This is a genomic window from Sphingobacterium sp. GW821-FHT03E03 (assembly GCF_059420745.1).
In genome coordinates this window covers 43324-66971 of record NZ_JBWKUH010000023.1, presented here as the reverse complement: position 1 = coordinate 66971, position 23648 = coordinate 43324, and the positions used below count along the sequence as shown (strand labels likewise).

The window sequence follows — 23648 nt, the reverse complement described above, 5'->3', positions numbered from 1 at the left end:
CTTTTCCAGTACCAGACTAATCCCTGTAATCTAATTTATGAAAAAATATATTCGTCTTGACATAAATTCAACCCTTTGTTCAGGATAATATGGATAAATTTGTATGTACTAAAAGTATCGAGATGATTGAAAGAATAGCAACTTATTGGGATGGAAGAAGTGCTTCATGGCGCAAGGAACGAGATGATGCCTGGTCGCGCCCCGAAACCGAACGATGGCTTGATTTTTTTAAGTCAATCCGGCACCAGACAGCTGGAAACAGCGTACTCGAAGTCGGTACAGCAACAGGATATTTTGCGAATATCCTGACACTCGCCGGTTTTGAGGTGACAGCCATTGATCTTTCACCGCAGATGATTGAAGCGGCAGCGCTTGTGAGCGAGGAACTAAAGCTAAATGTAAATTATAGCGTCATGGACGCGCAGTCCCTGCAATTCGAGGACGATACCTTTGATCTGGTGTTCACACGTCTAATGACCTGGACTATCCCCGATCTGGAAAAATGCTACCGCGAGATGCAACGCGTGCTCAAGCCCGGAGGTAAGTTAATCAACCTGGATGCAGATTTTGGAAAAACCGTTTTTAGCACAGACAGACATGACGAATGCCCATCTGGTGCAATTGAAGAGGTGAATGCCATCAAATCGGCACTGGAAATCAGCCAGCACGAACGTCCAGCCAAAGATATCGACATATTGCAAACAATCGGATTCGGTTCCATTGAAGTTGACATCTATGCCCAGAACCGTATTCTAGGGCTTCCATTGACAACTGAAGGGCTTTTTATGCTCGAAGCAACAAAAAAATAACTATCTAATAATCGAAGGTATTCAAGAATAAAGAACCCTCAGTTGTTCAAAACTGAGGGTTCTTATTTATTTTCCAAATCGAGTTATTAAAATTTATAGCTAACACTTCCGACCACGTTCAATAATCGTTGTGCATTAGCAGTTGTATAACCGATCCAGTAATGCGTATTGGTCAGGTTGTCAGCTTTCAACCCGACGCTGAATTTTCTGGCGTCGTAGAATGCGTTGGTATTCCTCCTCCTTGGCGAAGCCTTAAAAGAACTATTATCAGATCTATGACAACAGGATATAGGTTTTCAGAGTTTTTAAGCTGGCAAGTGTTGCATAGCGAAACAGTTCGATAAATTTTGCTGCAGCCACTTACCATTGGTCCATTTTTTAAAACATTGTCGTTTTATATATCATAATGTTACCTTTGTAGAGGATAAGACATTCATGAGTAAGGATCGCGACATACTAGAAATACAATTGTGGGAGGCGCTACGAAGTGGAGATCAAGCTGCTTTACAGCAGTTATATATGTCCTATTACAAAGGCCTGTTGCAATATGGACTGCGGTATACAGACGATCGGGATACCCTAAAGGACAGCATCAACAATACCTTTCTTTATTTCTGGGAAAAACGCGAAAGTATAGGCAACGCCAATCATGTTGGCAACTATATCTTCAAAAGTTACCAGCGACAATTAGTCAAGGACCTCAACAACACAAACAAATTTGAAACGCTCCTCGAAAACAATGAAGATACCAATACCGTTGATGTAGAAGAGTTTCAGTTCATTATCCGACAGGAAGAAAATACGCGCGTTAATATCCTTAAAAATGCGATTCTCCAATTACCCAAACGGCAACGTGAGCTCGTTCTGCTTCGTTATTTTGAGGGACTTAGTTACGATGAAATTACCCTAAGGACAAACCTGAGCAAACGTGCTGTCTACAATCAGATCCATAGCGCCATCAATACATTAAAAAAAGACACTAGTCTGCAAAATCTCAAACAGATTCTCCCCCTATTAATCTTATTTTAGTTTTTTTAAAAAATAATAAGCAGACACACAGTATTTTACGTATTCAGCTAAAAAAATAACTGGTAAAAACCAAACTCGATACGCTCTATCTATATAAACGACTAATTTTTAGACCATGAGTGCATACCAGTCTGTTCAGGATTTTATATTGGATGAATCTTTCTTTCGCTATGCGGTAAGACAAGATCCATCGGAAATCTTGAAATGGGAAAGTTATATTAAACAACATCCCGAGCAGCAGGAACTTATACAGCAAGCTAAGCAAGAATTGCTGGCGATGCAAGATGCACTGTATATGATTGATGCCGAGCAAAACTATGTCCGGCTTGTATCTCATTTGGATCCCCCCGTCAAAAACATACCACTAAAGAAAAAATGGACCTATTATGCAGCGGCGGCTATTGTCTTTCTGTGTTTGATCACGTGCCTGTATGTCTTCCAATATCATTTCAACCAGTCGCAGACGATTGCTTACCTAACCCAACCAGCTGAAAAGAAAACAATTAAACTCGCTGATGGTACACTGGTCAAATTAAACGCAGCAAGTAAATTAGAGATCGCTGATGGATTTGGTAAAACAAACCGCGCCGTCAAACTTGTTGGTGAAGCGTATATGGAAGTTGCTAAAAACAAAGCATTACCCTTTACCGTAACGACTCAGGCGCTGCAAGTCCGGGTATTGGGAACAACGATCAATGTCAGAGCATATGCCAACGAGGAACTTACTGCTGCCTCACTGATTGAGGGCAGTGCGGAGGTTATTTTGAAGAGCAGATCCCAAGCGCCTATCCGTCTAAAACCAAAAGACAAAGTCGTTGCTCCCCTAGCAGAAGCAAAGCCGAGTTCCGAAAACAATACAGCAGACATCGAAAAAAAATCCGATTACAAATTGGAAACCGTTACACAGTATGATGCTGAGCAACGATTGGCCGAAACCTCTTGGGCCGACCAGAAACTTGTCTTTGTTAACGAACCGCTATCTTCAATTGCTAAAACATTAGAACGTTGGTATAATATCACTATTGAATTCCAAAATTCGGACATCAGTTCCCGAAAATATACAGCGGCATTCGATGACCGCGAAGAACTACAGAATGTGCTCCAGAGCCTACGGAGCAGCATCCCTTTCAACTATCGGAAGATCGGGCCACGTAGCATTAGAATTTACCTAACTAATCCATAAAATAAAACTTATGAAAGATACAGTTACCTAACCAACAGAGAATAAAAAAGGAGCATGCCAGGCATACTCCCAAAATCGTTAATTAACGCAACAGGCTGTGACTGCGAATCCTAGGCGCTGTTGTCAATTGTTTACATTAACCTTGCAAACTTATGAAAAATAACGCAATTCGCGTTAAGGGGAGATATTACCCTAAACTTTTTAATACGATCATTCTCGTGAAACTGACCATCATCCTAACCCTGCTGTTCCACCTGACTGCGATAGGTAATTCTTTGGCTCAAAATGAACGTGCTACCTTACATCTCACATCAGTGAAGCTGAGCACGGTTTTAAAAGAAATTGAAAGCCAGACCAAGTATCGCTTTGTTTACGGTGACGATCTCGTCGAAGGTCTGGGCGCAGCATTTGCTGTGCACGCCCAAAATCAACCTGTCAAAGATATCCTCGATGAACTATTGACGAATACTGACCTCAGTTTTCGGATGCATCGGGAATACCTTATCATTCTTTCAAAGGAAGAGAAACAGGCACTAGCGACCCAGTCGAATATTCGAGGGCTCGTTCAGGATAGCCAAGGCCGACCATTGCCTGGTGTTACGGTGAATGTGTTAGGGGAAAACAACAACACCGTATTGACCGATCAAAACGGAATTTTTCGGATCCGAGCGTCCGTTGGACAAGTACTCCGGATTTCGTATGTCGGGCATGTTTCACAAAATATCAAACTGACGACAGCTCATAGCATAGAAGGAATCAAAGTACAGCTCGAAACCGGGGTAAATACCTTGGAGGAAACCGTCGTGGTTGGATATGGTAGTGTCAAACGGAAAGATCTGACCGGATCGGTTGTCTCTGTTGACGTGAAGGAGATCAGGGATATGCCTTTTACCAGTATTGATCAGGCCCTGACAGGAAAGGCCGCCGGTGTGCAAGTCATACAGGCTGATGGCTCGCCAGGCGGGGTTGCCAAAATCCGTATTCGAGGCGGTACCTCGCTTATGGGCGGTAATGATCCCCTTTATATTATTGATGGGGTTCAGATGACCGTACAAAATCGTTATGTGAGCAATTCAGCCGAGGTGGTCAATCCGGTAGATCGCTTTGGATCTGACGACCCAAACAGTGCTGTATCGGGCTCATTTGCACGCGGACTCAATAGTCTGGCCGGACTGAACATCAGCGACATCGAGACAATAGATGTATTGAAAGATGCGTCTGCCACAGCAATTTATGGATCTCGGGCTGCCAATGGTGTTGTCATTATTACAACCAAACGTGGAAAACGTGAACAAAAACCAACTTTGGAGGCCAATTATTATCATGGTATTAGCAAGCAACGACCGATCAACCTACTTAATCGTGACCAATATATCATGATTATGCAAGAGGCTAATCGCAACCTCCTCGATGCGCGCAAAGCTGCGGGAGAAACACTCACACCTGAGGAACTTGTCGATTTTGACAACCGGATCAACAACCCTAATTTTTATGGTCCTGCGAATACTGACTGGCTAAATCTAGTCACCCGAACTGGAAAATCCGACAACGCTGATCTCTCTGTTAGGGGTGGTGGTAATGCTTCGCAGTATTTTATTTCTTTAGGATATACCGGTAATCAAGGCGTTGTATTAGGCACCGACTTTCAACGTTTGTCGGGACGGATTAACCTAGACAACGAGATCACTAGTAAGCTACGCACACAAGCCACATTTGGTTATGGCTATACCATCAATAATATCACCAATGGTCTTTATACGCAGGCACTCTTTGCCCCTCCGACTTTTGTAGCTTATAATGCGGATGGTTCCATTGCTAAATATACAGGAGAATCCCTAGGTGGATATGATTATCAGGGCTATCAAAATCCACTTGTACTCCTCGACGGAATCAACAGAGCAGCCAGCCACTCCCTCCTGGGATCAGTGGCCGCCGATTATAAAATTTTACCGGAACTTATTTTTCGAAGCACTGCATCAGTCAACTATAACAGTACGAACCAACGCAATTACGTGACCGGTGATGCCTTAATCGCCGCATCAAACGGTGTGGGGACTTCCAGTCTAGGGACTGGATCGCAGTCGCAAAACCAATTGACAGACCTGTTTTTTGAAAATACATTGACCTGGGACAAAGTTTTCAATGCGCAGCACCGATTCAATATTGTTGGTGGTACTTCTTGGCAGAAAACTCGTTCTCAACTTTTTGGTGTTACCGCACAGGGTTATCCTGATGACAAGTATTTGAACAACCTTTCATCAGCTAGCTTGGTGACAGCGGCCGTTGGGACCAGTGGCCAGAACTCCCTACTGAGTTTTTATACACGTGCGCGTTATGCCTGGAAAGACCGTTATATTGTCACCTTTACAGGACGTTCGGATGCTTCCTCCAAATTCCCAAAAGTCAACCGTACCGGATTTTTCCCTTCTGGGGGCGTGGCTTGGCGCATCTCCGACGAACCCTTTATGAAGGGCCTAAAATGGGTAGATGACCTCAAATTACGGGCAAGCACAGGTTACACAGGTACCCAAAATATTGGCGATAACATGTTCTACACCTTATACAGCCCATATGCATACGGCGGTAAAAGTGCCATGGTACCTACACAACTCGGCAATGAAGCGATCCGTTGGGAATCTACTCTGCAGAAAGACGCAGGCTTGGATATCAGTTTATTTAACTCCAGGTTTGGTGCCAGTATAGAAATTTACGAAAAAGCGACTTCTGGTATTTTGTTTACACGAGCAGTTGCTGGTAGTTCTTCCTACCGTAGTGTCATTGCCAATCTGGCCAATATTCGCAACCGGGGTCTGGAAATCGCCGTACGTGGTACCTTTCTAGAAAAGAAGAACTTATCTTGGAATGGTGCTTTTAATATCTCGTTCAACCGCTCCCTAGTAACCAATGTGAACCGCGACTTTACCAATCCAAATGACATCACAGACTATAACCTCGGTAATGCAATCGTCCGAGAAGGTGAGCCGCTCGGACTGATTTATGGTAAGGTATTCACGGGTCTATTACAAACACAGGAACAGGTGGATGCCTATAAGGAAAAAAATCAGTATTGGATGTATTTTGACCCTTATTTGGGAATAGGTGATCCAAGCTATAAAATTCCAGAAGGTGAATTTTTCCCTGAAAATGAAATCATTGGACGTGCAGAACCTAAGTTTTACGGTGGTTACACCAATAGTATATCCTATAAAGGACTCAGTCTGACAACCTTATTTACTTTTAGCTATGGAAACGACATTCTGTACCAAGGTGATATCCAGAATAACAATGTGAGTAACAGATCAAACAAGACAACAGAAATTTTAGGTCGATGGACACCGGAGAATCCTACATCTACACGGCCAAGACTTCTTTATGGACAAAATGGAACTGCTTACACAAATAGCTCAGCAGTATATGACGGATCATTTTTACGCCTTAAATCATTGACCTTAACCTACGTCCTCCCTGCGGGATTACGTAAACGGATCGGTATTCCTCAAGCCTCGGTATTCGGTTCAGCGACCAATATTCTGACATGGACAAGCTATCCTGGTGTGGATCCAGAGGTCAGCAACGACCCCTATAGCCTAGTCAACGGCGCAAGTGACCCAGGCACATTCCCCGCTGTTAAACAATTTATTCTAGGACTACGTTTTTCACTTTAATGACGAGAATATGAAAAGAAAACTCATCTATATACTATTTGGATTAACCGCTATAACGAGCAGTGTGAGTCTAACTTCCTGCGAAAGCCAACTCGGTGCCCTACCTGAAAATGCAAAGGTCGATGGCAATACTGTATTGGATGCGCCAACAGCTCGCATCGCACTGAATGGTGTATATTTTCGCTTTGCGAACGTGTCTCAAGACAATGGCATCACCCAATGGACCAACAACGAGCGCCTTCCCGCCCAATTGACCGGATACATGATGTATGGATATGGTACCGGCGCCGGAGCACCAGAAGATAACCAAATGCTCAGTTCGTCCGATATCTACTGGTCCTATAGCTATGGCATTATCAATGCCGCAAATTCGTTGATCGGTGGTATGGATAAATTACCTCAAGGTCGTATTCCAACCGCGGAACGTGAGGCTATCGAAGCAGAAGCGCGATTTCTAAGGGCCTATGGGAATTTCAAATTATTAACCTTCTATGGACAATGGTTTGATTACTCCAGTCCTTATGGCGTATTATTACGCTATGAGGCTGTCACAATCGGAAATATCCCTAAGGCTCGCTCCTCAGTAGCAGAAAGTTATACTTCGATCCTACAGGATCTGGATTACGCCATTTTGCACTGTCCCGCTCAGCATGAAAAATATTATGCCACCCTGTGGGCAGCAAGAGCTTTGAAGGCCCGCGTACTGATGTGTCGTGGCCAGGCAGGTGATTATGCTGAAGTCATCAAGCTATCCGATGCGATCATCAACGATAGTCCTTACCGACTTGAGCCACTCGCAAAAGATATCTTCCGGACCAAAGGAGCCAGTAGCACAGAAGTCATGCTCAGTATAGCGCCGCAGCCCAACCAACCTGCCTATGCCTACAGCCGTAGCCGACAGTTTTATCCCGGTGCATCATCCCTATATTGCGCAACGCAAGGTCTACGCGATCTCCTGACAGCTGATCCAAGACAGGATTGGATGGTCGGTAGTTTCCGTAAAAACTACGCCAACTATTTTTTCACAAAGTATATCGCTGAAGGTACAGTCCCAACAGTCGTTTCGGAAACGTATTATGCAATCCGCCTGACTGAAGTACATTTATTGAAAGCTGAGGCTTTGCTGCGCAATAATGGATCTATCACTGAGGCCAAAGCGATCCTCAAAGAAATAGGCTCACACAATGGCTTATCCGATTTTTCCAAACTTGATGCACTGACGAGTCGTGAAGAAATGTTAAAGTACAACTACCAGGAAACGTCCAAGAGCCTTGTAGCAGAAGATGGACAGGAATGGTTATGTCTGCTGCGTTTGCCATTAGCTACCGTGACGTCCATCCGTCCTAAATTAACCAATATCCAGCAATATATATTGCCAGTACCAAAAAGTGAATTTGCAGATAATTCCAAATTTGGCGAGCAAAACCCGGGTTATAATATTGATCTGTAAGATAAAAGACTTTGATAAAAAATTTAAAAGATAACAATATGAACTGCAAAAACTATATACTTAGTGCTTTACTACTCACAACAACACTAGGTGCCCTGGCACAAAAGGCAAAAGTTTCCGGTCTGATCAAAGGTATTGGCGACGCTCAAGTGGCTATTGGTTACCTAAAAGATGGCAAGATGAAAACAGATACGGTTAAGATCCAGAAAGATAAATTTGTTTGGGAGGCAGATATGCCCGAACCCCAAAAGGTCTATCTGATGTTCCCATCGCGTTACGCCGAACTCTTCCTCGAAGCGGGCAATATCAGCATCACTGGCCAGGCCGATTCATTACACTTATTAAAAGCCAAGGGCAGCAAAATACAAGCTGAGGCCGAACGTTACCAAGCGACCTTAAAAGACCTGGAACAACAATCCAACCCACTTTATCAGCAATGGGGAAAAAGGTACGGAAGCAGAACAATTAAAACTCGAACAACAACTGGATGCAATCAGTACCGAACGTCGGGCTCGAGCAGCAGCCTATATCAGCGTACATCCAAATAGTGCCTTTAGCCTGAGTCTGGTCTCTGACCGATCGGCCATGGGAAGCTACGAGGAGGTGAAACCTCTTTACGATGTACTCGACAAAACCGTACTTGCTATGGCGACAGGTAAACAGCTTACCGAACGTATGGAAGTGCTCAAACGCAGTGCCTTAGGAGCCACAATTTTGGATTTCACACAAAATGACCCCGAAGGCAAACCGATCAGTTTCAGCAGCTTCAAAGGAAAATATGTATTGGTCGACTTTTGGGCAAGCTGGTGTGGCCCCTGCCGTGCCGAAAACCCCAATGTCCTTAAAGCTTATAACAAATACAAGGACAATAATTTTACTGTTATTGGGATTTCTTTGGATGACAACGCCGAAAAATGGAAAAAAGCCATCAAAGATGACGGTATGCCCTGGTCGCAAGTATCTTCATTAAAAGGCTTCGAAAATGAAGTATCCACCTATTATGGTATTCAGGGCATACCAAGTTCGTTACTGGTAGATCCCAATGGAAAAATCATTGCCCGTAACCTACGTGGCGCATCCCTACAACAAAAGCTGAACGAGATTTTTAAAACACAATAAGATGAAATACACCTTACTATCCCTTGTAACCCTGCTACTTATGCAGGGTTGCAAAAATTCACAAACGGACGGAAAATATACATTACATGGACAAATCAAAGGCATTACCTCAGGGACAATCAAATTACAACGTCTCGATGATGCTACCAGACAGTCGATTACTATAGATAGCACCACGCTACAAAACGGTACATTCCAGCTAACAGGCCCCATTGATCGGCCAGAGATGATGTCTATCAAGATCGAACCTGGCAACTGGTCGGCCACCCTGTTTATCGAATCGGGTGAACTTCAATTCCAGGCAGATACGAGTGGATCTACCCATTATGATTATACCGCTTATGGTGATAGTAAAGGCGCCATCTTACGCAATTTCAGTTTGAGCGGTTCCGAAAACCAGGACATGTTTGATGCATTTGAAAACCATCCCAAAAGCCTTGCCGCCAAAAAGATGTTTGAACAGCTCAACAAGAAATACGAGGCCGCAGGCAAAACTGAAGAAAAAGAGGCCATCCGTGCAGAAATGGAAGCTTTTGGAGATAAACACAAAATCTGGGAACTTCACTGGATCGATAGCATCACTCAGCAGCATCCATCACTCGTAGCAGGAGCCTACCTCTTGCAGCGCTATCAGCTCTTTAATGAATCCATGCCGGTTACGGAACTCGACAAACGTCTTCAAGTGTTTCAATCTCCCGCAAAAGAATCCAAATACATCAAAGATCTTCAAAGCAAAGTGGCCGTAAAAAAAGCGCTGTTGCCCGGTAATCAAGCGCCAGATTTCAAAGCTTTAAAACGTGACAGTAGCAATTTCCAGCTTTCCTCACTACGTGGCAAGTATGTCCTTCTCGATTTCTGGGCCAGTTGGTGCGTACCGTGTCGCCAAGCCATCCCCCATTGGAAGGAAGCCTACAAAACATACCATGATAAGGGCTTAGAAATCGTTGGCGTCACCAATGACAGCCGCTGGCCAGACTGGTTCAAAGCACTCGATCAGGAAAAAATGCCATGAATCCAAGTAGCCGATGATTTCCCTATCAAGAATAGTCCGGCGAGGATCGCAACCCTGTACGACATTCCGAGCTTGCCGACGTATGTTTTATTGGACAAAGAAGGAAAAATTATTATTCATACCACCTCTAAAGAAGAAATGGATGCCCAATTAAAAGCAGCATTCAGCACCTTATAGCTCATACGAGCATATAGACAACAGCAATATGAAAAAGAGCACATTATCATTCCTGTTTTTAGCCCTGGCCAGTCAGGCTTTTGCGCAAAAAACAAATACCGTACTGACAGGCAAGCTAGACAATCTGCCTAAGGACCAATGGATTTATCTTTCCGGATTCGGAAACGGACAGAAGGACTCAGTGCAACAGACTGAAAAAGGCTTTCGGTTTGATCTGGATATCCCTGAAGGTGAAGGTGATTTTTACATTTTTCAGGTAGGCAAAATGAAAGCTTCGGGAGAGATGAACGGCGCCTTTATATTCTTAGAAAAAGGCAAGCTTAATATTAGCAGCAAAACCCCAATGCTCAAAGATGCAAAATATAGTGGCGGCAAACTCGCAGATTATTACAACCTATTCGAGCAACGCTCCAAAGTAACGGGGTTGGATGCCTTATATGATCAGTTTGGTGAAGCCCGCAAGAACAAGGACCAAGATAAAATCGCCACATTACGAAAAGAGATAGACCACAAAAATGCTGAGCAGGCCACGCTGGACAAGAGCTTTGTATTAAAACATAAAAACAGTCCCGCAATCGTATATCCGATGTTTTTTACTCTGCGCAATGGTGACGATCTTGCTTCACTGGATGAGCTGTTACAACAGGCTAGTCCACAAGCTAGAAATAATGCCCCGATCAAAGCTATCGAACATAGCATCAAAACCGATAAACTGACTGGTATTGGCCGCACAGCACTGCCTTTCACACAAGCCGATACCTTAGGAAACAAAGTTTCTCTAGCTGATTTCAAGGGTAAATATGTCCTAGTTGATTTCTGGGCCAGCTGGTGTGTACCCTGCCGTATGGAAAATCCCAATGTAGTCAGTGCCTTCCAGCAATACAAAAACAAAAACTTCACCGTATTGGGTATTTCATTCGACTACCCCGGACAGCAAAAACGTTGGTTGGATGCAATTCATAGTGATCATCTAAACTGGCCCCAACTTTCTGACCTCAAAGGCTGGAAAAATGAAGTCGGCGTGCTTTATGATATCAAATCCATCCCCTCTAACCTTCTGATTGATCCGAATGGTGTGATCATCGCCAAAAATCTTCGCGGAGAGCATTTGGACAAGAAATTAGCAGAGCTCCTGGGGGCGCCCGCCATGGACAAAAATACCCTCGTCATTAAGGGAGAAATCGAAAATCCAGCAAAAGCATCTTGGTTCCATATACATTATACCGATGCTACAGGGAAGAAAGTTGTTGACAGTACCCAGATTTTCAATGGTGTATTCAGTTATCTTGGCAAAATACAAGGCCCCACACACGCCACAGGCTATTTTAGCGATGGAAAAAGCGGCGCGCCACAGTCCTACGAACAATACCTGCAGTTTTATATTGAACCAGGTGTTTTACAGATCAGCGGTGATGCTAGTTCTCCACAGGAGATAGTCCTATCTGGTTTAAAAACTCAGGATGAATTCAATAGCTACAACAGCTTGATTAAAGCCGAAATCGTTGCCTTAAAACCACTCAACGCGTCGTACAATAATAAAAACAACGAATACATCGCCTTGAAAAAACAAGGAGCTTCGGAGGAAGTTCTCAACGCTAAACTTGATGAACTTGAAAAAATCAAAGAAGACATGTCCCCTATGCAGCAAGCAATACGCGACAAACAGTTTTCCTATATCAAACAGCATCCTAATTCAGTTATTTCCGCGGCACAACTTCGCTTTTTCGTTAGCAGTATAGACCTAGCAGAACTTCAAAGCATTTACGAGCAGATGGGACCTGAAATCAGAAACTCAGCCAATGGTCAGGAACTGGCGGAGGAAATTACGAAATTAAAATCAGGTTCACCGGGAAGCACAGCCACGGATTTCGCAGGAATAGATATCAACGGTAAGCCACTTAAACTTTCCGAATACCGTGGTAAGTATGTGTTACTGGATTTTTGGGCGAGCTGGTGTGTGCCTTGTCGTAAGGGCAACCCGCACCTCTTGCAACTCTACAGCAAATACAAAAAGAAAGGCTTTGAAATTATCGGTGTCTCAGATGACGATTCTAATCCCAAAGCTTGGAAAAAAGCGGTCGATCAAGACAAGATTGGTGTATGGAAGCATGTCTTACGTGGCTTAAAGACAAGTCCTCAAGGTGATTTTGATAAATCAGAAGACCGCTCAGAAGCCTATGGCATCCATACATTGCCAACCAAGATCCTCATTGATCCGAATGGTGTTATCGTGGGTCGTTACGGTGGCGGTGGTGGTAGTGATGACGATCTAGACGCTAAACTGAAGACTGTCTTCAAATTTTAAGAAAAAGAGCCGTATCGGATAGTTAAGGCTTGATACGGCTCCTTTTTGAGTTTAAATTTCCAAAACACAATTAATGCCCTTCGACATCAAATAACAATACCAAAATCTAGTTCTCATGGATTCGATAATTGTAGGACAGTTTTAGTCTTCCCAATCTGCATATAAATAGGCCAACTATCACTTTTCGAATGCGTGTTCTACACTAGTCAAATACAGTAATACATCATTTTTGATCTCATTCTCATCTTCGCTTTCGTCACTGTGAGTATGCCGTTCGTCAAATGAACAGAAAAGCAAATCCGTTGGATGGTTTTATCATATCTTGAAGCCCAAAACCATCGTGACCAGAACTATTAATGATCTAGCCTATTTCTCCTTAAATGATGGCTATCAAATCTCCTGTTTTTTTATTATTTTTACCACTATCGAAACCCAATTTACTAGTATGAAAAGGAGGTATGCATTATTATACATTTCGTTGATTATTTTGTGCTGCCTTAAGCCATTGCCAAAATCCATTGCCGCTACGGTACAAAGCGCAGCTGTGCCAGCTGATTCAGTGAAAGACAATTATGTATCGCGGATGCAGGATTTTTTCAGCAAGTCCGCCAAGCAGAGTGTCATCGACTTCGAACAGGATCGTGCATCAGTAAGGCGAAATCAGGTTTTCGAACAGATAAAAACGATATCACGACATGCCGGATCTTTTCTAAAAAAAGGATTTGATACCGCAGCAGTCCGTACAGAATTAAAGGAAATTATTCGGTGGCATCAGCTGTCAAAAGATGGCGTATTCAACAACCAGGGATCTGCCCATTCTTCCAGAAATTTAACAACCACTTTTAATATTCTAAATACCCTCACAACCGAAGTATCAACCTACAAAAAACGAGTAGACAATTATCAGGACCAATTGATCAATTACCGTTTACAAATAGACTCAATCACAACAGATAAATCCCTCTTTGTCGTTTCGGAAGATTCCGTACAACTGAGTCAATACTTGGGCAGGTTACACGTTTTATCAAAAGAGATATCGCCAGTGAGCAAGCAGCTTACAAAAAATATCAGTATTATCCAGACACTCCAGAATGAACTGAATCTCGAACTGATGGCTTTGGAAAATGATACGGAGGAAATACGCTACTATCAACAACAGATTGCCGAAAAAACCTTTGATAAGGAGTTTGCACCACTCTGGGAAGAGAGCGTTTACAATAGGCCGATACAAGAGATTCTCCATTTGTCTGTTATCAAGGCGAAGCTTGCACTCATCTACTATTTAAAGGGCAACTGGGCGAGGCTTCTGTTTTTAATCGCTGCAGTGATAATGGTTGTTTATTATCTATTTTCATTGAAAAATAGTTTAAAAAATCAGGGACAGATGCTAGCGGAATCAGCCATGCTCTTAGCGCAACCTCTCATTTCAGGAACGGTCATTGCGCTGAGTGTTGTACAGTTTCTGTTTGTCAATCCACCTTTTGTATTTTCAACAATCTTTATCATTACCCAGGCGATACTCATTAGCATTATACTTCGTAAACATATTTCCAGTTACTGGATGACAATCTGGCTCGGCTTATTGGGTTTATATATTTTAGCTGTCCTAGATAATATGGTTCTACAAGCCTCACGATCGGAACGATGGTGTATGATACTTATTGCATTATCGACTCTTTTACTCGGTTTGTTTTCGTTAATAAACAGATCTCGTCATGCGGAACTCCGGGAGCGCTGGATCCTGTTTCCGATCGGATTGATGACAGTAATGGAACTGTTATCACTTGGACTTAACCTCGCCGGTAGTTTTAATATTGCCAAAGTACTACTGATTGCGGGCCTATTGAATGTAGTGGTGACAATTATCTTTCTATGGGTCTTACGTCTGGTTAATGAGGGACTTACTTATGCCTCCTCAATCTATAAAAAGCAAGAGAGAAAGCTCTTTTATATCAACTACGACCGTGTTGGCAAACGGGCACCTTTATTTTTCTACCTGATCCTTATTTTAGGCTGGTTTGTGCTATTTGGGCGCAATTTTTACGAATTCAGGTTGTTGTCAGAACCTATACACGATTTCTTTTACAACACGCACAAGTTGGGCAGCTACAGTTTCACGGTCATCAACATTGTGGTTTTTGTCCTGATCATGGCTTGTGCAACCATACTTTCCAAGATTGTCTCTTTTTTTGCTTCCGGTCCACAGCCTCACCACAACGAACGTGAGGGATCACAATTTCATATTGGAAGCTGGTTACTGCTGATTCGTATTACAATTATTTTCACGGGCTTTTTTCTTGCTTTTGCTGCCGCAGGTATTCCTATTCAGCAGATTACCCTGATCATTGGAGCATTAGGTGTAGGTATAGGTTTTGGTCTACAGACACTTGTCAATAATCTGGTCAGTGGTTTAATTATCGCCTTTGAAAAACCCGTCAATGTAGATGATATGATAGAGGTTGGTGGGCAATCCGGTCGTGTCAAATCCATCGGATTTCGGAGTAGTGTTATCATGACCACAGAGGGGGCAAACCTAATTATACCCAATGGAGACCTACTTGGTTCGCGCGTCACCAACTGGAGCCAGGGAACAGCCCGCAAACGCCTGAGCAGCCATATAGAAGTCAAATATGGGACCGATTTAGAAAAAGTAAAAAGTTTGCTATTAGCAATTACAGAAAAGAATGAGCAGATTCTTAGCTTCCCAACACCTATTGTACAGTTCGCATCTGTCTCCGCACAATCTGTTGCACTAGACCTTTTTTTCTGGGTCAAGACAAACAAAGATACAGGTCAGATTAAAAGTGATGTCATGGTAACCATCAACAATATATTTCGACAAGAAAATATTGCACTGGCTTTGCCGGCCCAAGAGCTGATCGTAAACAAGCAACAGCCAAACGACCAGATTGATTAATTTCAACAGGCGATGTGTATGTACGCTTCCGTACAAAAAACGTCCGACATCGAACAGTTTAGAACCTTAAATAAAAAATAAAACACTACATATCAGTAAATTAAAAAATTGGCAGACGAATTGGTGGAAATAACTTAAACTGATCAATATGCTTAAAAATTATCTCAAAATAGCCTTTCGTAATCTTCAGAAGAATAAAGGGTTTACAGCAATCAATATTGTGGGTTTAGCTATCGGAATGGCGGCAGCAATCTTGATCATGCTTTGGGTAAGAAGTGAATTTACCTATGATAGATTTTATTCAAAAACTGATCAGATATATGCTGTAGGAATAAAAGATGTTTTGGGTGGTGAGATCGTAAAACATTTTTATACCCCAAAACCAATGGCTGCTGCATTAAAAACTGATTTTCCGGAAATAAACAATGTAGCCAGGGTCAATAAGGGGACCGGTTTTTTATTAACACGAGGAGAAATTAAATTATCAAAAGAACAGGGCGTTTTTGTTGACAGTACTTTCCTGAAAATATTTGACTATAAAGTCCTAGCTGGAAATCCGGTTGAAGCGCTGAAAAAACCTAATCAGATTGTTCTGACCAAATCAATCGCAGATCGATTATTTGGTCAGAAGGACCCGCTGAACCAAACCATCAAATTGGACAGTACACAGATTTCCACTGTATCTGCAATCATTGAAGACATACCCGACAATTCCTTTATGAAGGGGACGACTTATCTTGTTCCATGGACATTGATGGAAAAAATAGGGTATTCAGATGATTACTGGGGAAATAATTCCATTCAGACCTATATTGAATTGGATCAAAATGTTAACATTGATCAGTTTCAGAAAAATATAAAAGGTTTCTTACAAAAACATACTGAAAATAAAGCCGAGAATTTTATTGAGCCTATTGCGGATAAATGGCTTTACAGTAATTACACCGAAATGGGTAAGCCGACATCCGGTAGAATCGGAATGGTGCGATCCTTTATCGCTATTGCCTGCTTTATATTGATAATCGCCTGTATCAATTTTATGAATTTAAGTACAGCACAAAGTGAAAAAAGAGCGAAAGAAGTTGGCGTAAGAAAAGTAGTGGGTGCAAATAAAGGTCTATTGATTTATCAGTTCTTAATCGAATCCATTCTCATTGCCTGTATCGCGGGTATATTAGCGCTGCTGATAACGATGCTGGCACTGCCCTACTTTGGTCATTTAATTTCAAGAACATTGGCTATGCCCTATACAGATATCCCTTTTTGGTCTGTTTTTATAGTCTTTATCCTCTTTACTGGCATTCTTTCAGGCAGTTATCCTGCCTTTTATCTATCCTCTTTTATACCGGTAAAAGTATTAAAAGGCAAGTTGTTGCACGCCCAGCGGAATTTCAATCCTAGGAAAGTACTGGTCATTGTCCAGTTTTGTATTGCCATTATCCTCATCGTTACAACAATAGCCATTCAAAAACAAATAAAACATGCTCAGAATAGAGAAATTGGCTATAACAAAGATAAATTGATCAATATTATAGATCAGGGAAAGATCGGTAAAAACAAATTGCTGATAAAAAATGCTTTAATTTCCTCCGGTATTGCTTCAAATGTTTCACGAACGTCTTCCCCTTTAACAGAAAACTGGAGCAACAACTCCATGAACTGGGATGGTAAACCAAAAGATAACAACACCATGTTTACACGAATTGGGGTAGACGACAATTTAGTCAATACTGCTGGATTGAAATTGATCGCCGGGCGCGACTTTGACCTGACCACATTTCCTACGGATTCTTCCGCCATGATAATTAACGAATCGGCTGCCAAGGTATTTAATTTTGATGATCCGATCGGAAAGACAATAGTTGATGGAAGGGATTGGCATATCATCGGTGTCATCAAAGATTTTGTTCAAGAATCACCATTTAATCCCGTCACACCGCTGGTTATCCAAGGAGCTTTTGCAGGCACTACAATAACCAATATTCGACTCAATGACCATATTGAAACACAGGATGCATTGGCTCGAATTGAGAAAATATTTAAGGAATATAACCCCGAATACCCCTTCGAGTACGCTTTTGTTGATGCGAATTATACAAAAAAATTTAAAGATTTCAATCAATTAGGTAAACTTTCCAGCCTTTTTGCACTACTGACAATTTTTATCTCATGCCTGGGATTATACGGTTTGACAGCATATATGGCGGAGACCAGAACCAAAGAGATCGGAGTCCGGAAAGTTCTTGGCGCGTCTATCATTTCGATCACAAAGATGCTGTCGCAAGAATTTCTTCTCATGGTGTTGTTATCATGCCTTATAGCATTTCCGATCGCCTATTATATTTCCGACGACATGCTCAGTTCTTATACCTATCGCATTCAGATTACCTGGGACATTTTTCTGATTGCAGGATCAGGTACCTTCGTACTCACCCTGTTAACTGTCAGCTATCAATCGATCAAAGCTGCCATGGTCAATCCAGTGAAGAGCCTGAAGGACGAATAGCAGAGTTGACATCACCGTTTTTACTTTCGTCACCGCGAGTATACCGTTCGTCAAAGACTTTTCTGTATCGCCGCTGGCCTTCGTTTTTTTGTACATATCAAAACAATAAAAATGAACAGAAAAGCAATTTTATCATGCGTTGTACTCTTCGCGATGATGTTAAGTAAAATGGTATTTGCCCAAGAGCAACCTCTTATTCAGATTGGTATCAAAGGTGGAAGCAGTATCAACAAGCTCAACACCGAGCTTGCAGACCTGGACGACAAATATGCAATGGGTCTCCACGTCGGTGGTATGGCACGTGTCAACCTCGGAAGAGCATACATTCAGGGCGAGGCACTTTTCAGCAAACGTAAAGCAGCGCTCAAACCACAGGGACAGACTACATCCAAGCTCAAATGGAATGCAATCGATATTCCCGTGATGGTTGGTTATAAAATCTACCAGCAGCAGGATATGAACTTTCGTCTATTTGCCGGTGCAGTATATAACTATACCCTGAATGACAATTTATCCCCCTTGAAGGCTATCAAAGAAGGCGTCAAACATTTTGATAAGTCCAATGTACAGTTTACAGGCGGTCTTGGGGTCGACATCCAAAAATTCAGTATCGATGTCCGCTATGAGCGTGGTTTTTCAGACTTGTCTAATTCTTTTAAATCCAAGCCACAGGCATTTTCCATTGGCGTAGGTTACTTCATATTCTAATACAACCCTTAACGCTAAAACCTTTGAAGGCAATCCTGTATTCGCCTTCAAAGGTTTTTGTGATATATTTGACTATTTTTGTCCCATGTTTCTCAAAAAAAATTACCTCCATCGGCACCTGTTTCTCACGCTCTTCTGGCTTGTCCTCTGGTTTGCCGTCTGGATACAAGTGAAGCAGGATATGGACGCCATCAGCGCGCTGATCCATAGTTCATCGGTCATGATCTGTTCCATTAGCATCTCGCAACTCCTAAGTGACAGTATCTTACCCAAAGCCATTAAGACACAAAAAATGAAACCCTTTGTTTTCAAAGCCATCTTTTTCGTTCTTATTTTGGCACTGCTGATTGGTGCGGTAGATGCGTACTTTATTATCCATAGCCAGGCGCTGTCGGAGGAGAGTCGCGCAACACTTTTGTTTGTGCAGAGCTATAAAGCTATTCCCTCCTCCGTACTGATCAATGGTACGGCCTGTGGTATCCGATTTTACCAGGAACATGCCAATATTCAGCGAGAACATAGCCAGTTGCAGCAGAACTTTCTGGAAAGCCAGCTCAAAATTTTACAGGATCAGGTCAATCCACACTTTATGTTCAATGTATTGAACCACATCCATATCCTAATGAAAAAGAATGTGGATATGGCCGATTTTTTACTATTAAAATTCTCAGATATCCTGCGCTACCAACTCTACGAATGCAACCAACCATTTGTACTGCTGAGCCGTGAGCTGCAGTATTTACAGAATTTTATCACGATTGAACAGATGCGCTGGGGAGATGAGCTGGAGGTTGAATGCACCTGGTCACAGTCAACAGAAGATCTACATATTGCACCGCTGATGCTCATATGTTTTGTGGAAAATGCCTTCAAACATGTGGATCGACTTCCGAATCAAAAAGGCAAAATCAGCGTCAGCAGCACTGAAAAAGACGGTTATTTCCAATTTCATATCAGAAATAGTTATCATCCCTATCCCCTGCAGACATCAACAAGACACTCTGGCATTGGGCTGGAAAATGTCAAAAAGAGGTTGGAGCTGCAGTATGAAAATCAGTACACCTTAACCATTGACAAACAAGACGACAGTTTTTGCGTCGACCTAACAATCAATCTTAACTGCTAAACGACTATGGAACAAACAAAGATGAAATGTATCATCGTGGACGATGAACCCCTGCTACGGCAGCATATTGCTGAGATGACCGAACAGGTTGATTTTCTCGAACTCGTCGCAACTTTTCCTTCAGCCCTAGCGGCAGCCTCCAGATTGCAACAAGGCGATATTGACCTTATCTTTTTGGATATCAATATGCCTTATCTCAATGGTATTGATTTTTTGGAATCACTCGAAAATCCTCCCCTGTGTATATTCATTACAGCCTATTCGGAGTATGCCCTGGAAGGATTCCGTCTTCAGGCGGTGGATTATCTCCTGAAACCTATTGTATTCCAGCGTTTTTTTCAGGCAGCAACAAAAGCCTTTCAGCAATTTGTAAAACGCAATAAATCGACACAGGAACCCGTTGCCAATGATACAATGCTTTTTGTCCGACAGGGTGATGCATTCGTCAAAATCTCCTGGACAGATATCCTTTATGCCGAAAGCATGCAGAATTATACCAAGCTCCATTTTAAAGAACGGACCCTCACCATCCATCAGACCATGCTTGCATTGGAAGAAGCTTTACCGGGTAGCCATTTTTTCCGTATCCACAAATCCTATCTGGTCAATGTCAATCATATCGATATCATCTCGGGTGGAAGAGTATACATTAGGGAACAGGAATTGCCCATCTCCCGCACAAAAAGAGAGGAGCTTCTCCAAAACGTAGTTTTTAAGAAGCTCCTGAGTCGTTAATAGGGCATATTCCATTTAAATCCTATCGAAGTATAGAAGGTTGGTGAAAATCGGGGATCGGCCTGCTTCTTATCCTTAAAGAAACTCTTTAAGGACCTATCGTTTTCAACATACATCCGGGCGAGTGTACTTCCCCCCGTTAGTTGCAATTTAAGATTCTTACCGAGGTTGAATTGGGGCTGAAGACCTGCGGTTAACAACATAAATCCACCGAGTGTAGACTTCCCGTTCTTTTCCCGTTCAGCCGTCATACCATCCAGATTGACTACCGCACGGAGATCCATGAACTTGTTGACCTGATAAGCAGCGGCAAGCCCCTGCGGGAAATTCACATTGAACTTGACCTTGCCATTGGTCTTCCAATCAAAATACAGTCCCGGCAGGACCATGGGCACACCAAAACTATTGCTCAATACTGGCCCGAAGCCGAAGGCAAGATTCGGTTTAAACCGTTTGATGAAAAGAACTCCCCCCTGCCCCAGCACATCTTTACCATTGACTTTGACCAGATCCGAATAGATACCGACCGAAGCAAAAGTCAGTAGAGACCAGTTTTTCTTTAAAGAAGTCAAGTATTGCAATCCGATTTCGGCATTCAACATTTCAGTCGGAAAAAGCTGCTGTTCATAATCGCGGTTTTGCATCTTTGCGTAGGCAGCCCCCATTTTCCATGACCAGCGTTTGATATTGCCCAAAGAATCAACTTTAGTCGACAAAGGTATTTCAAGATTGAATTGTATCCTTTTAAAATCACTTTTAGAGCCAGTCTTTACACTGTCTTCTGGTCGGATATAGTTTGACAGCGGAACATAATCGGCAATAACCTGTCCAGATACAGCATTTTGGGCATGTGCTGTCAGCGTCGCTAAGCTGCTGAACAAGATGGCACATAAAACTTGTTTCTTCATGTTTTTTCTGCAAAGGAAGCCCTTGATTCTCGAAAGCAGTAAACATTTTGACGTACCGCTGCTTTCCATTGACCAAATGCAAAGCTATTGCGATCTCAAAAAACGCAGAAGCCTTTTTCGGATCGTAAAAGGTTTCTCACGGATTGTAAATAGGTCTATTTTCTTCTTTATCAAATTAATAATTTTGGTGGTCAATGGTCTATTGGTACTGTCTATCCAGATTTAGAATTGATAACTATCCATTTTAGAGGATGAACTGTTCTCCCCCTTTACGCATTAACAGGGAGACCACCAGTGTATAGATTGCGCTTTACCATCTTTAAAGTACATTCTGATATGGCCATCCACAATCCCTTCATTGTCTTCACGCAATCTGATTACCCACAATTTTCCTGCTTTATCCATCCCCTGTCGTTCATTGACAGCTGTAGGGAAAAGCTGTTGTATGTCTTCTATCGTCGTGCTGGCATCTATCCGGATCCCATTGTAGCTCATAAAATTCCCATTTAAAAACCAGAATTCTTCTACTGCGACACTATCGCCGCTGGTTTCAAAACGTGAACCATTTTTGTACAGGTATTTGTCATCCGGAGCTTCAGTATCAAAAATAGTGAAACAGGGGGCTTCATCCTTCAGCAATTGAATACTATCGGGCCGTCCGAAAACTTTTTCAAATTCATTTCGGGTAAAAAACCTATCCAGCTTACCGTTAAACTTGATATCCTTGACCAACATCACATCTCTTAATGCATATCCACTGCCCGGCTTGAAAACCATTGCTGAGGAACGGCATAACTTGGAAAGATCATCTTCTTGCGCAATACGCTTATCATACCGCAAGGTTACGGGATGATCAGGGTCGTTTGTTATATCCAAAAGTTGTCCGGTTTTCTGATGAAATTCCAACCAGCCCACGGCATGTTCTACCAATCTTTTTTCTGAAGAGGTTTCCGAAATATCATTAATGACATACAACTTGATCGTCAGCTTTTCAGGGCCTAGGTAAGCTACTTGGGCATGAACAAGCGTATCGCCAAATTGACTAAATGCGACTGCATTACTTGACTTAACCAACTTTTTTACGAGTTGCTCGCAAGAAATAGCATTATTTTTCGGAACGATAATTTTCGCATCAACAGTATCGGTTTTCTGCTGTGCCTTGTTGGTAGACTGTCCCTGGCATGAGAAAAGGACTAGTGCGAAAAAGACTACTATTCTTGACATATCATTTATTTAGTTTCGGAGAGAGTCTCTATTTCCCTGCGGATCTTTATTTATCTTTGGCAGTACGCTTAAAAATTCTTGTTTCGACAGTTCCGGTTTTCATCCTATTTCCCATTTCGTCCCAGATGATCTGTTTTGCCCTTAAATTCAATTTACCTTTTATGACTTCCATTTCCAACTCGTCATTAAGCCCCTGCTTGGCTGGTATAAACAAGACCTCTCCTTTTACTTGGGCCCGAAAAGTTCTTGGAGGAGCTTCACCGCTGCCAATGTCTTTAAAACTTGCATAATCCTTGCCCAGCTCAAATTTTATGATCACTGTATTGGTTTGAAACTTGGTCTTATACTCCCAGTTACCGGTAAAAGCAGATTTTATACGATTAGGTATTTCCATGGTCTGCGCACCTGAATGCCCCATGAAGAGGATGAATATGATCAATAAAATAAGTCTCATCTATCGTTAATGGCTAATTTAAATTTGTTTATGCAGGCATTTTCAGCATAAGATCAATCCTCAAGCGGATTTCGGTTTATGTATAATTTTATCGTATAACACCATTTTGGCGCTCTAATCAAAGTACCCTTAACAAATTTTTTGCTAAAAAGTGTACAAAGCAAATTATCGAATATCAATCACACCAAACCCCATTCCATACATTTACGTACAAAAAAGATACAACAAATTTTGCGTGATAGCAAAAATTTACCATGATCAAAAAACGGACAATACATAGTTCCGCACTTTTTATCAATTTAAAAAAGCGAAAGATACAGC

At 42.2% G+C, this 23648-nt stretch carries 18 protein-coding genes; 15 read left to right on the top strand and 3 right to left on the bottom strand.

The window, feature by feature from the left end; genetic code table 11:
- Positions 1-122: 122 nt before the first annotated feature.
- The 14 genes from AC07UV_RS20245 to AC07UV_RS20180 all read left to right on the top strand — a co-directional run bounded on the left by AC07UV_RS20245 (position 123) and on the right by AC07UV_RS20180 (position 20741).
- Positions 123-809 carry a class I SAM-dependent methyltransferase gene (locus tag AC07UV_RS20245; protein ID WP_495185068.1) on the top strand — a complete coding sequence of 229 codons (687 nt, stop codon included), beginning with the start codon at positions 123-125 and terminating at the stop codon, positions 807-809.
- 435 nt (positions 810-1244) lie between these two features.
- Positions 1245-1838 carry an RNA polymerase sigma factor gene (locus AC07UV_RS20240; RefSeq protein WP_495185067.1) on the top strand — a complete coding sequence of 198 codons (594 nt, stop codon included), beginning with the start codon at positions 1245-1247 and terminating at the stop codon, positions 1836-1838.
- Positions 1839-1953: 115 nt separating this feature from the next.
- Positions 1954-3021 (top strand): FecR family protein, encoded by a 1068-nt coding sequence (locus AC07UV_RS20235; RefSeq protein ID WP_495185066.1) that lies wholly within the window; start codon positions 1954-1956, stop codon positions 3019-3021.
- Between the two features lie 152 nt (positions 3022-3173).
- On the top strand, positions 3174-6686 hold the full coding sequence (locus AC07UV_RS20230; protein WP_495185065.1) for a TonB-dependent receptor: 3513 nt from the start codon (positions 3174-3176) through the stop codon (positions 6684-6686).
- Between the two features lie 10 nt (positions 6687-6696).
- Positions 6697-8136 (top strand): RagB/SusD family nutrient uptake outer membrane protein, encoded by a 1440-nt coding sequence (locus tag AC07UV_RS20225; protein WP_495185064.1) that lies wholly within the window; start codon positions 6697-6699, stop codon positions 8134-8136.
- Between the two features lie 38 nt (positions 8137-8174).
- Complete coding sequence (locus tag AC07UV_RS20220; RefSeq protein ID WP_495185063.1) at positions 8175-8684, top strand: DUF4369 domain-containing protein; 510 nt, start codon at positions 8175-8177, stop codon at positions 8682-8684.
- A 37-nt stretch (positions 8685-8721) separates the two neighbouring features.
- Positions 8722-9255, top strand: a complete 534-nt coding sequence (locus tag AC07UV_RS20215) for a TlpA family protein disulfide reductase (RefSeq protein ID WP_495185062.1) — start codon at positions 8722-8724, stop codon at positions 9253-9255.
- A gap of 1 nt (position 9256) precedes the next feature.
- Positions 9257-10267, top strand: coding sequence for a redoxin domain-containing protein (locus AC07UV_RS20210; protein ID WP_495185061.1), 1011 nt, complete (start codon positions 9257-9259; stop codon positions 10265-10267).
- 205 nt (positions 10268-10472) lie between these two features.
- On the top strand, positions 10473-12749 hold the full coding sequence (locus AC07UV_RS20205) for a redoxin domain-containing protein (RefSeq protein ID WP_495185060.1): 2277 nt from the start codon (positions 10473-10475) through the stop codon (positions 12747-12749).
- 445 nt (positions 12750-13194) lie between these two features.
- The gene (locus AC07UV_RS20200) at positions 13195-15666 is read left to right on the top strand and encodes a mechanosensitive ion channel family protein (RefSeq protein ID WP_495185059.1); all 2472 of its coding nucleotides are present in this window, start codon (positions 13195-13197) and stop codon (positions 15664-15666) included.
- A gap of 148 nt (positions 15667-15814) precedes the next feature.
- Complete coding sequence (locus tag AC07UV_RS20195) at positions 15815-18172, top strand: ABC transporter permease (RefSeq protein ID WP_495185058.1); 2358 nt, start codon at positions 15815-15817, stop codon at positions 18170-18172.
- Positions 18173-18283: 111 nt separating this feature from the next.
- Complete coding sequence (locus AC07UV_RS20190) at positions 18284-18880, top strand: porin family protein (RefSeq protein ID WP_282255711.1); 597 nt, start codon at positions 18284-18286, stop codon at positions 18878-18880.
- Positions 18881-18965: 85 nt separating this feature from the next.
- Complete coding sequence (locus AC07UV_RS20185; RefSeq protein ID WP_495185057.1) at positions 18966-20006, top strand: sensor histidine kinase; 1041 nt, start codon at positions 18966-18968, stop codon at positions 20004-20006.
- Between the two features lie 6 nt (positions 20007-20012).
- Complete coding sequence (locus AC07UV_RS20180) at positions 20013-20741, top strand: LytR/AlgR family response regulator transcription factor (protein ID WP_282255713.1); 729 nt, start codon at positions 20013-20015, stop codon at positions 20739-20741.
- Here the strand turns inward: AC07UV_RS20180 and AC07UV_RS20175 are convergent.
- Positions 20738-21649, bottom strand: coding sequence for a DUF6268 family outer membrane beta-barrel protein (locus tag AC07UV_RS20175; protein WP_282255714.1), 912 nt, complete (start codon positions 21647-21649; stop codon positions 20738-20740). The genes AC07UV_RS20180 and AC07UV_RS20175 overlap by 4 nt on opposite strands.
- Between AC07UV_RS20175 and AC07UV_RS20170 the strand changes: the two genes are divergently transcribed.
- Positions 21648-21875: a hypothetical protein gene (locus tag AC07UV_RS20170; protein WP_495185056.1), complete on the top strand. Its 228-nt coding sequence runs from the start codon at positions 21648-21650 to the stop codon at positions 21873-21875. The genes AC07UV_RS20175 and AC07UV_RS20170 overlap by 2 nt on opposite strands.
- Positions 21876-21925: 50 nt before the next feature.
- On the opposite strand, the gene AC07UV_RS20165 is transcribed toward AC07UV_RS20170, so the two are convergent.
- Together AC07UV_RS20165 and AC07UV_RS20160 are read right to left on the bottom strand one after the other, a co-directional pair.
- The gene (locus AC07UV_RS20165) at positions 21926-22873 is read right to left on the bottom strand and encodes a hypothetical protein (RefSeq protein WP_495185055.1); all 948 of its coding nucleotides are present in this window, start codon (positions 22871-22873) and stop codon (positions 21926-21928) included.
- 46 nt (positions 22874-22919) lie between these two features.
- Complete coding sequence (locus tag AC07UV_RS20160) at positions 22920-23327, bottom strand: hypothetical protein (protein WP_282255718.1); 408 nt, start codon at positions 23325-23327, stop codon at positions 22920-22922.
- Positions 23328-23648: the final 321 nt, after the last annotated feature.

Excerpts from the sequence above, each read along its gene's own strand:
- AC07UV_RS20245 (WP_495185068.1), top strand. The coding sequence starts at position 123 with ATGATTGAAAGAATAGCAACTTATTGGGATGGAAGAAGTGCTTCATGG.
- AC07UV_RS20240 (WP_495185067.1), top strand. The coding sequence starts at position 1,245 with ATGAGTAAGGATCGCGACATACTAGAAATACAATTGTGGGAGGCGCTA.
- AC07UV_RS20235 (WP_495185066.1), top strand. The coding sequence starts at position 1,954 with ATGAGTGCATACCAGTCTGTTCAGGATTTTATATTGGATGAATCTTTC.
- AC07UV_RS20230 (WP_495185065.1), top strand. The coding sequence starts at position 3,174 with ATGAAAAATAACGCAATTCGCGTTAAGGGGAGATATTACCCTAAACTT.
- AC07UV_RS20225 (WP_495185064.1), top strand. The coding sequence starts at position 6,697 with ATGAAAAGAAAACTCATCTATATACTATTTGGATTAACCGCTATAACG.
- AC07UV_RS20220 (WP_495185063.1), top strand. The coding sequence starts at position 8,175 with ATGAACTGCAAAAACTATATACTTAGTGCTTTACTACTCACAACAACA.
- AC07UV_RS20215 (WP_495185062.1), top strand. The coding sequence starts at position 8,722 with ATGGGAAGCTACGAGGAGGTGAAACCTCTTTACGATGTACTCGACAAA.
- AC07UV_RS20210 (WP_495185061.1), top strand. The coding sequence starts at position 9,257 with ATGAAATACACCTTACTATCCCTTGTAACCCTGCTACTTATGCAGGGT.
- AC07UV_RS20205 (WP_495185060.1), top strand. The coding sequence starts at position 10,473 with ATGAAAAAGAGCACATTATCATTCCTGTTTTTAGCCCTGGCCAGTCAG.
- AC07UV_RS20200 (WP_495185059.1), top strand. The coding sequence starts at position 13,195 with ATGAAAAGGAGGTATGCATTATTATACATTTCGTTGATTATTTTGTGC.
- AC07UV_RS20195 (WP_495185058.1), top strand. The coding sequence starts at position 15,815 with ATGCTTAAAAATTATCTCAAAATAGCCTTTCGTAATCTTCAGAAGAAT.
- AC07UV_RS20190 (WP_282255711.1), top strand. The coding sequence starts at position 18,284 with ATGAACAGAAAAGCAATTTTATCATGCGTTGTACTCTTCGCGATGATG.
- AC07UV_RS20185 (WP_495185057.1), top strand. The coding sequence starts at position 18,966 with ATGTTTCTCAAAAAAAATTACCTCCATCGGCACCTGTTTCTCACGCTC.
- AC07UV_RS20180 (WP_282255713.1), top strand. The coding sequence starts at position 20,013 with ATGGAACAAACAAAGATGAAATGTATCATCGTGGACGATGAACCCCTG.
- AC07UV_RS20170 (WP_495185056.1), top strand. The coding sequence starts at position 21,648 with ATGTTTTTTCTGCAAAGGAAGCCCTTGATTCTCGAAAGCAGTAAACAT.
- AC07UV_RS20175 (WP_282255714.1), bottom strand. The coding sequence starts at position 21,649 with ATGAAGAAACAAGTTTTATGTGCCATCTTGTTCAGCAGCTTAGCGACG.
- AC07UV_RS20165 (WP_495185055.1), bottom strand. The coding sequence starts at position 22,873 with ATGTCAAGAATAGTAGTCTTTTTCGCACTAGTCCTTTTCTCATGCCAG.
- AC07UV_RS20160 (WP_282255718.1), bottom strand. The coding sequence starts at position 23,327 with ATGAGACTTATTTTATTGATCATATTCATCCTCTTCATGGGGCATTCA.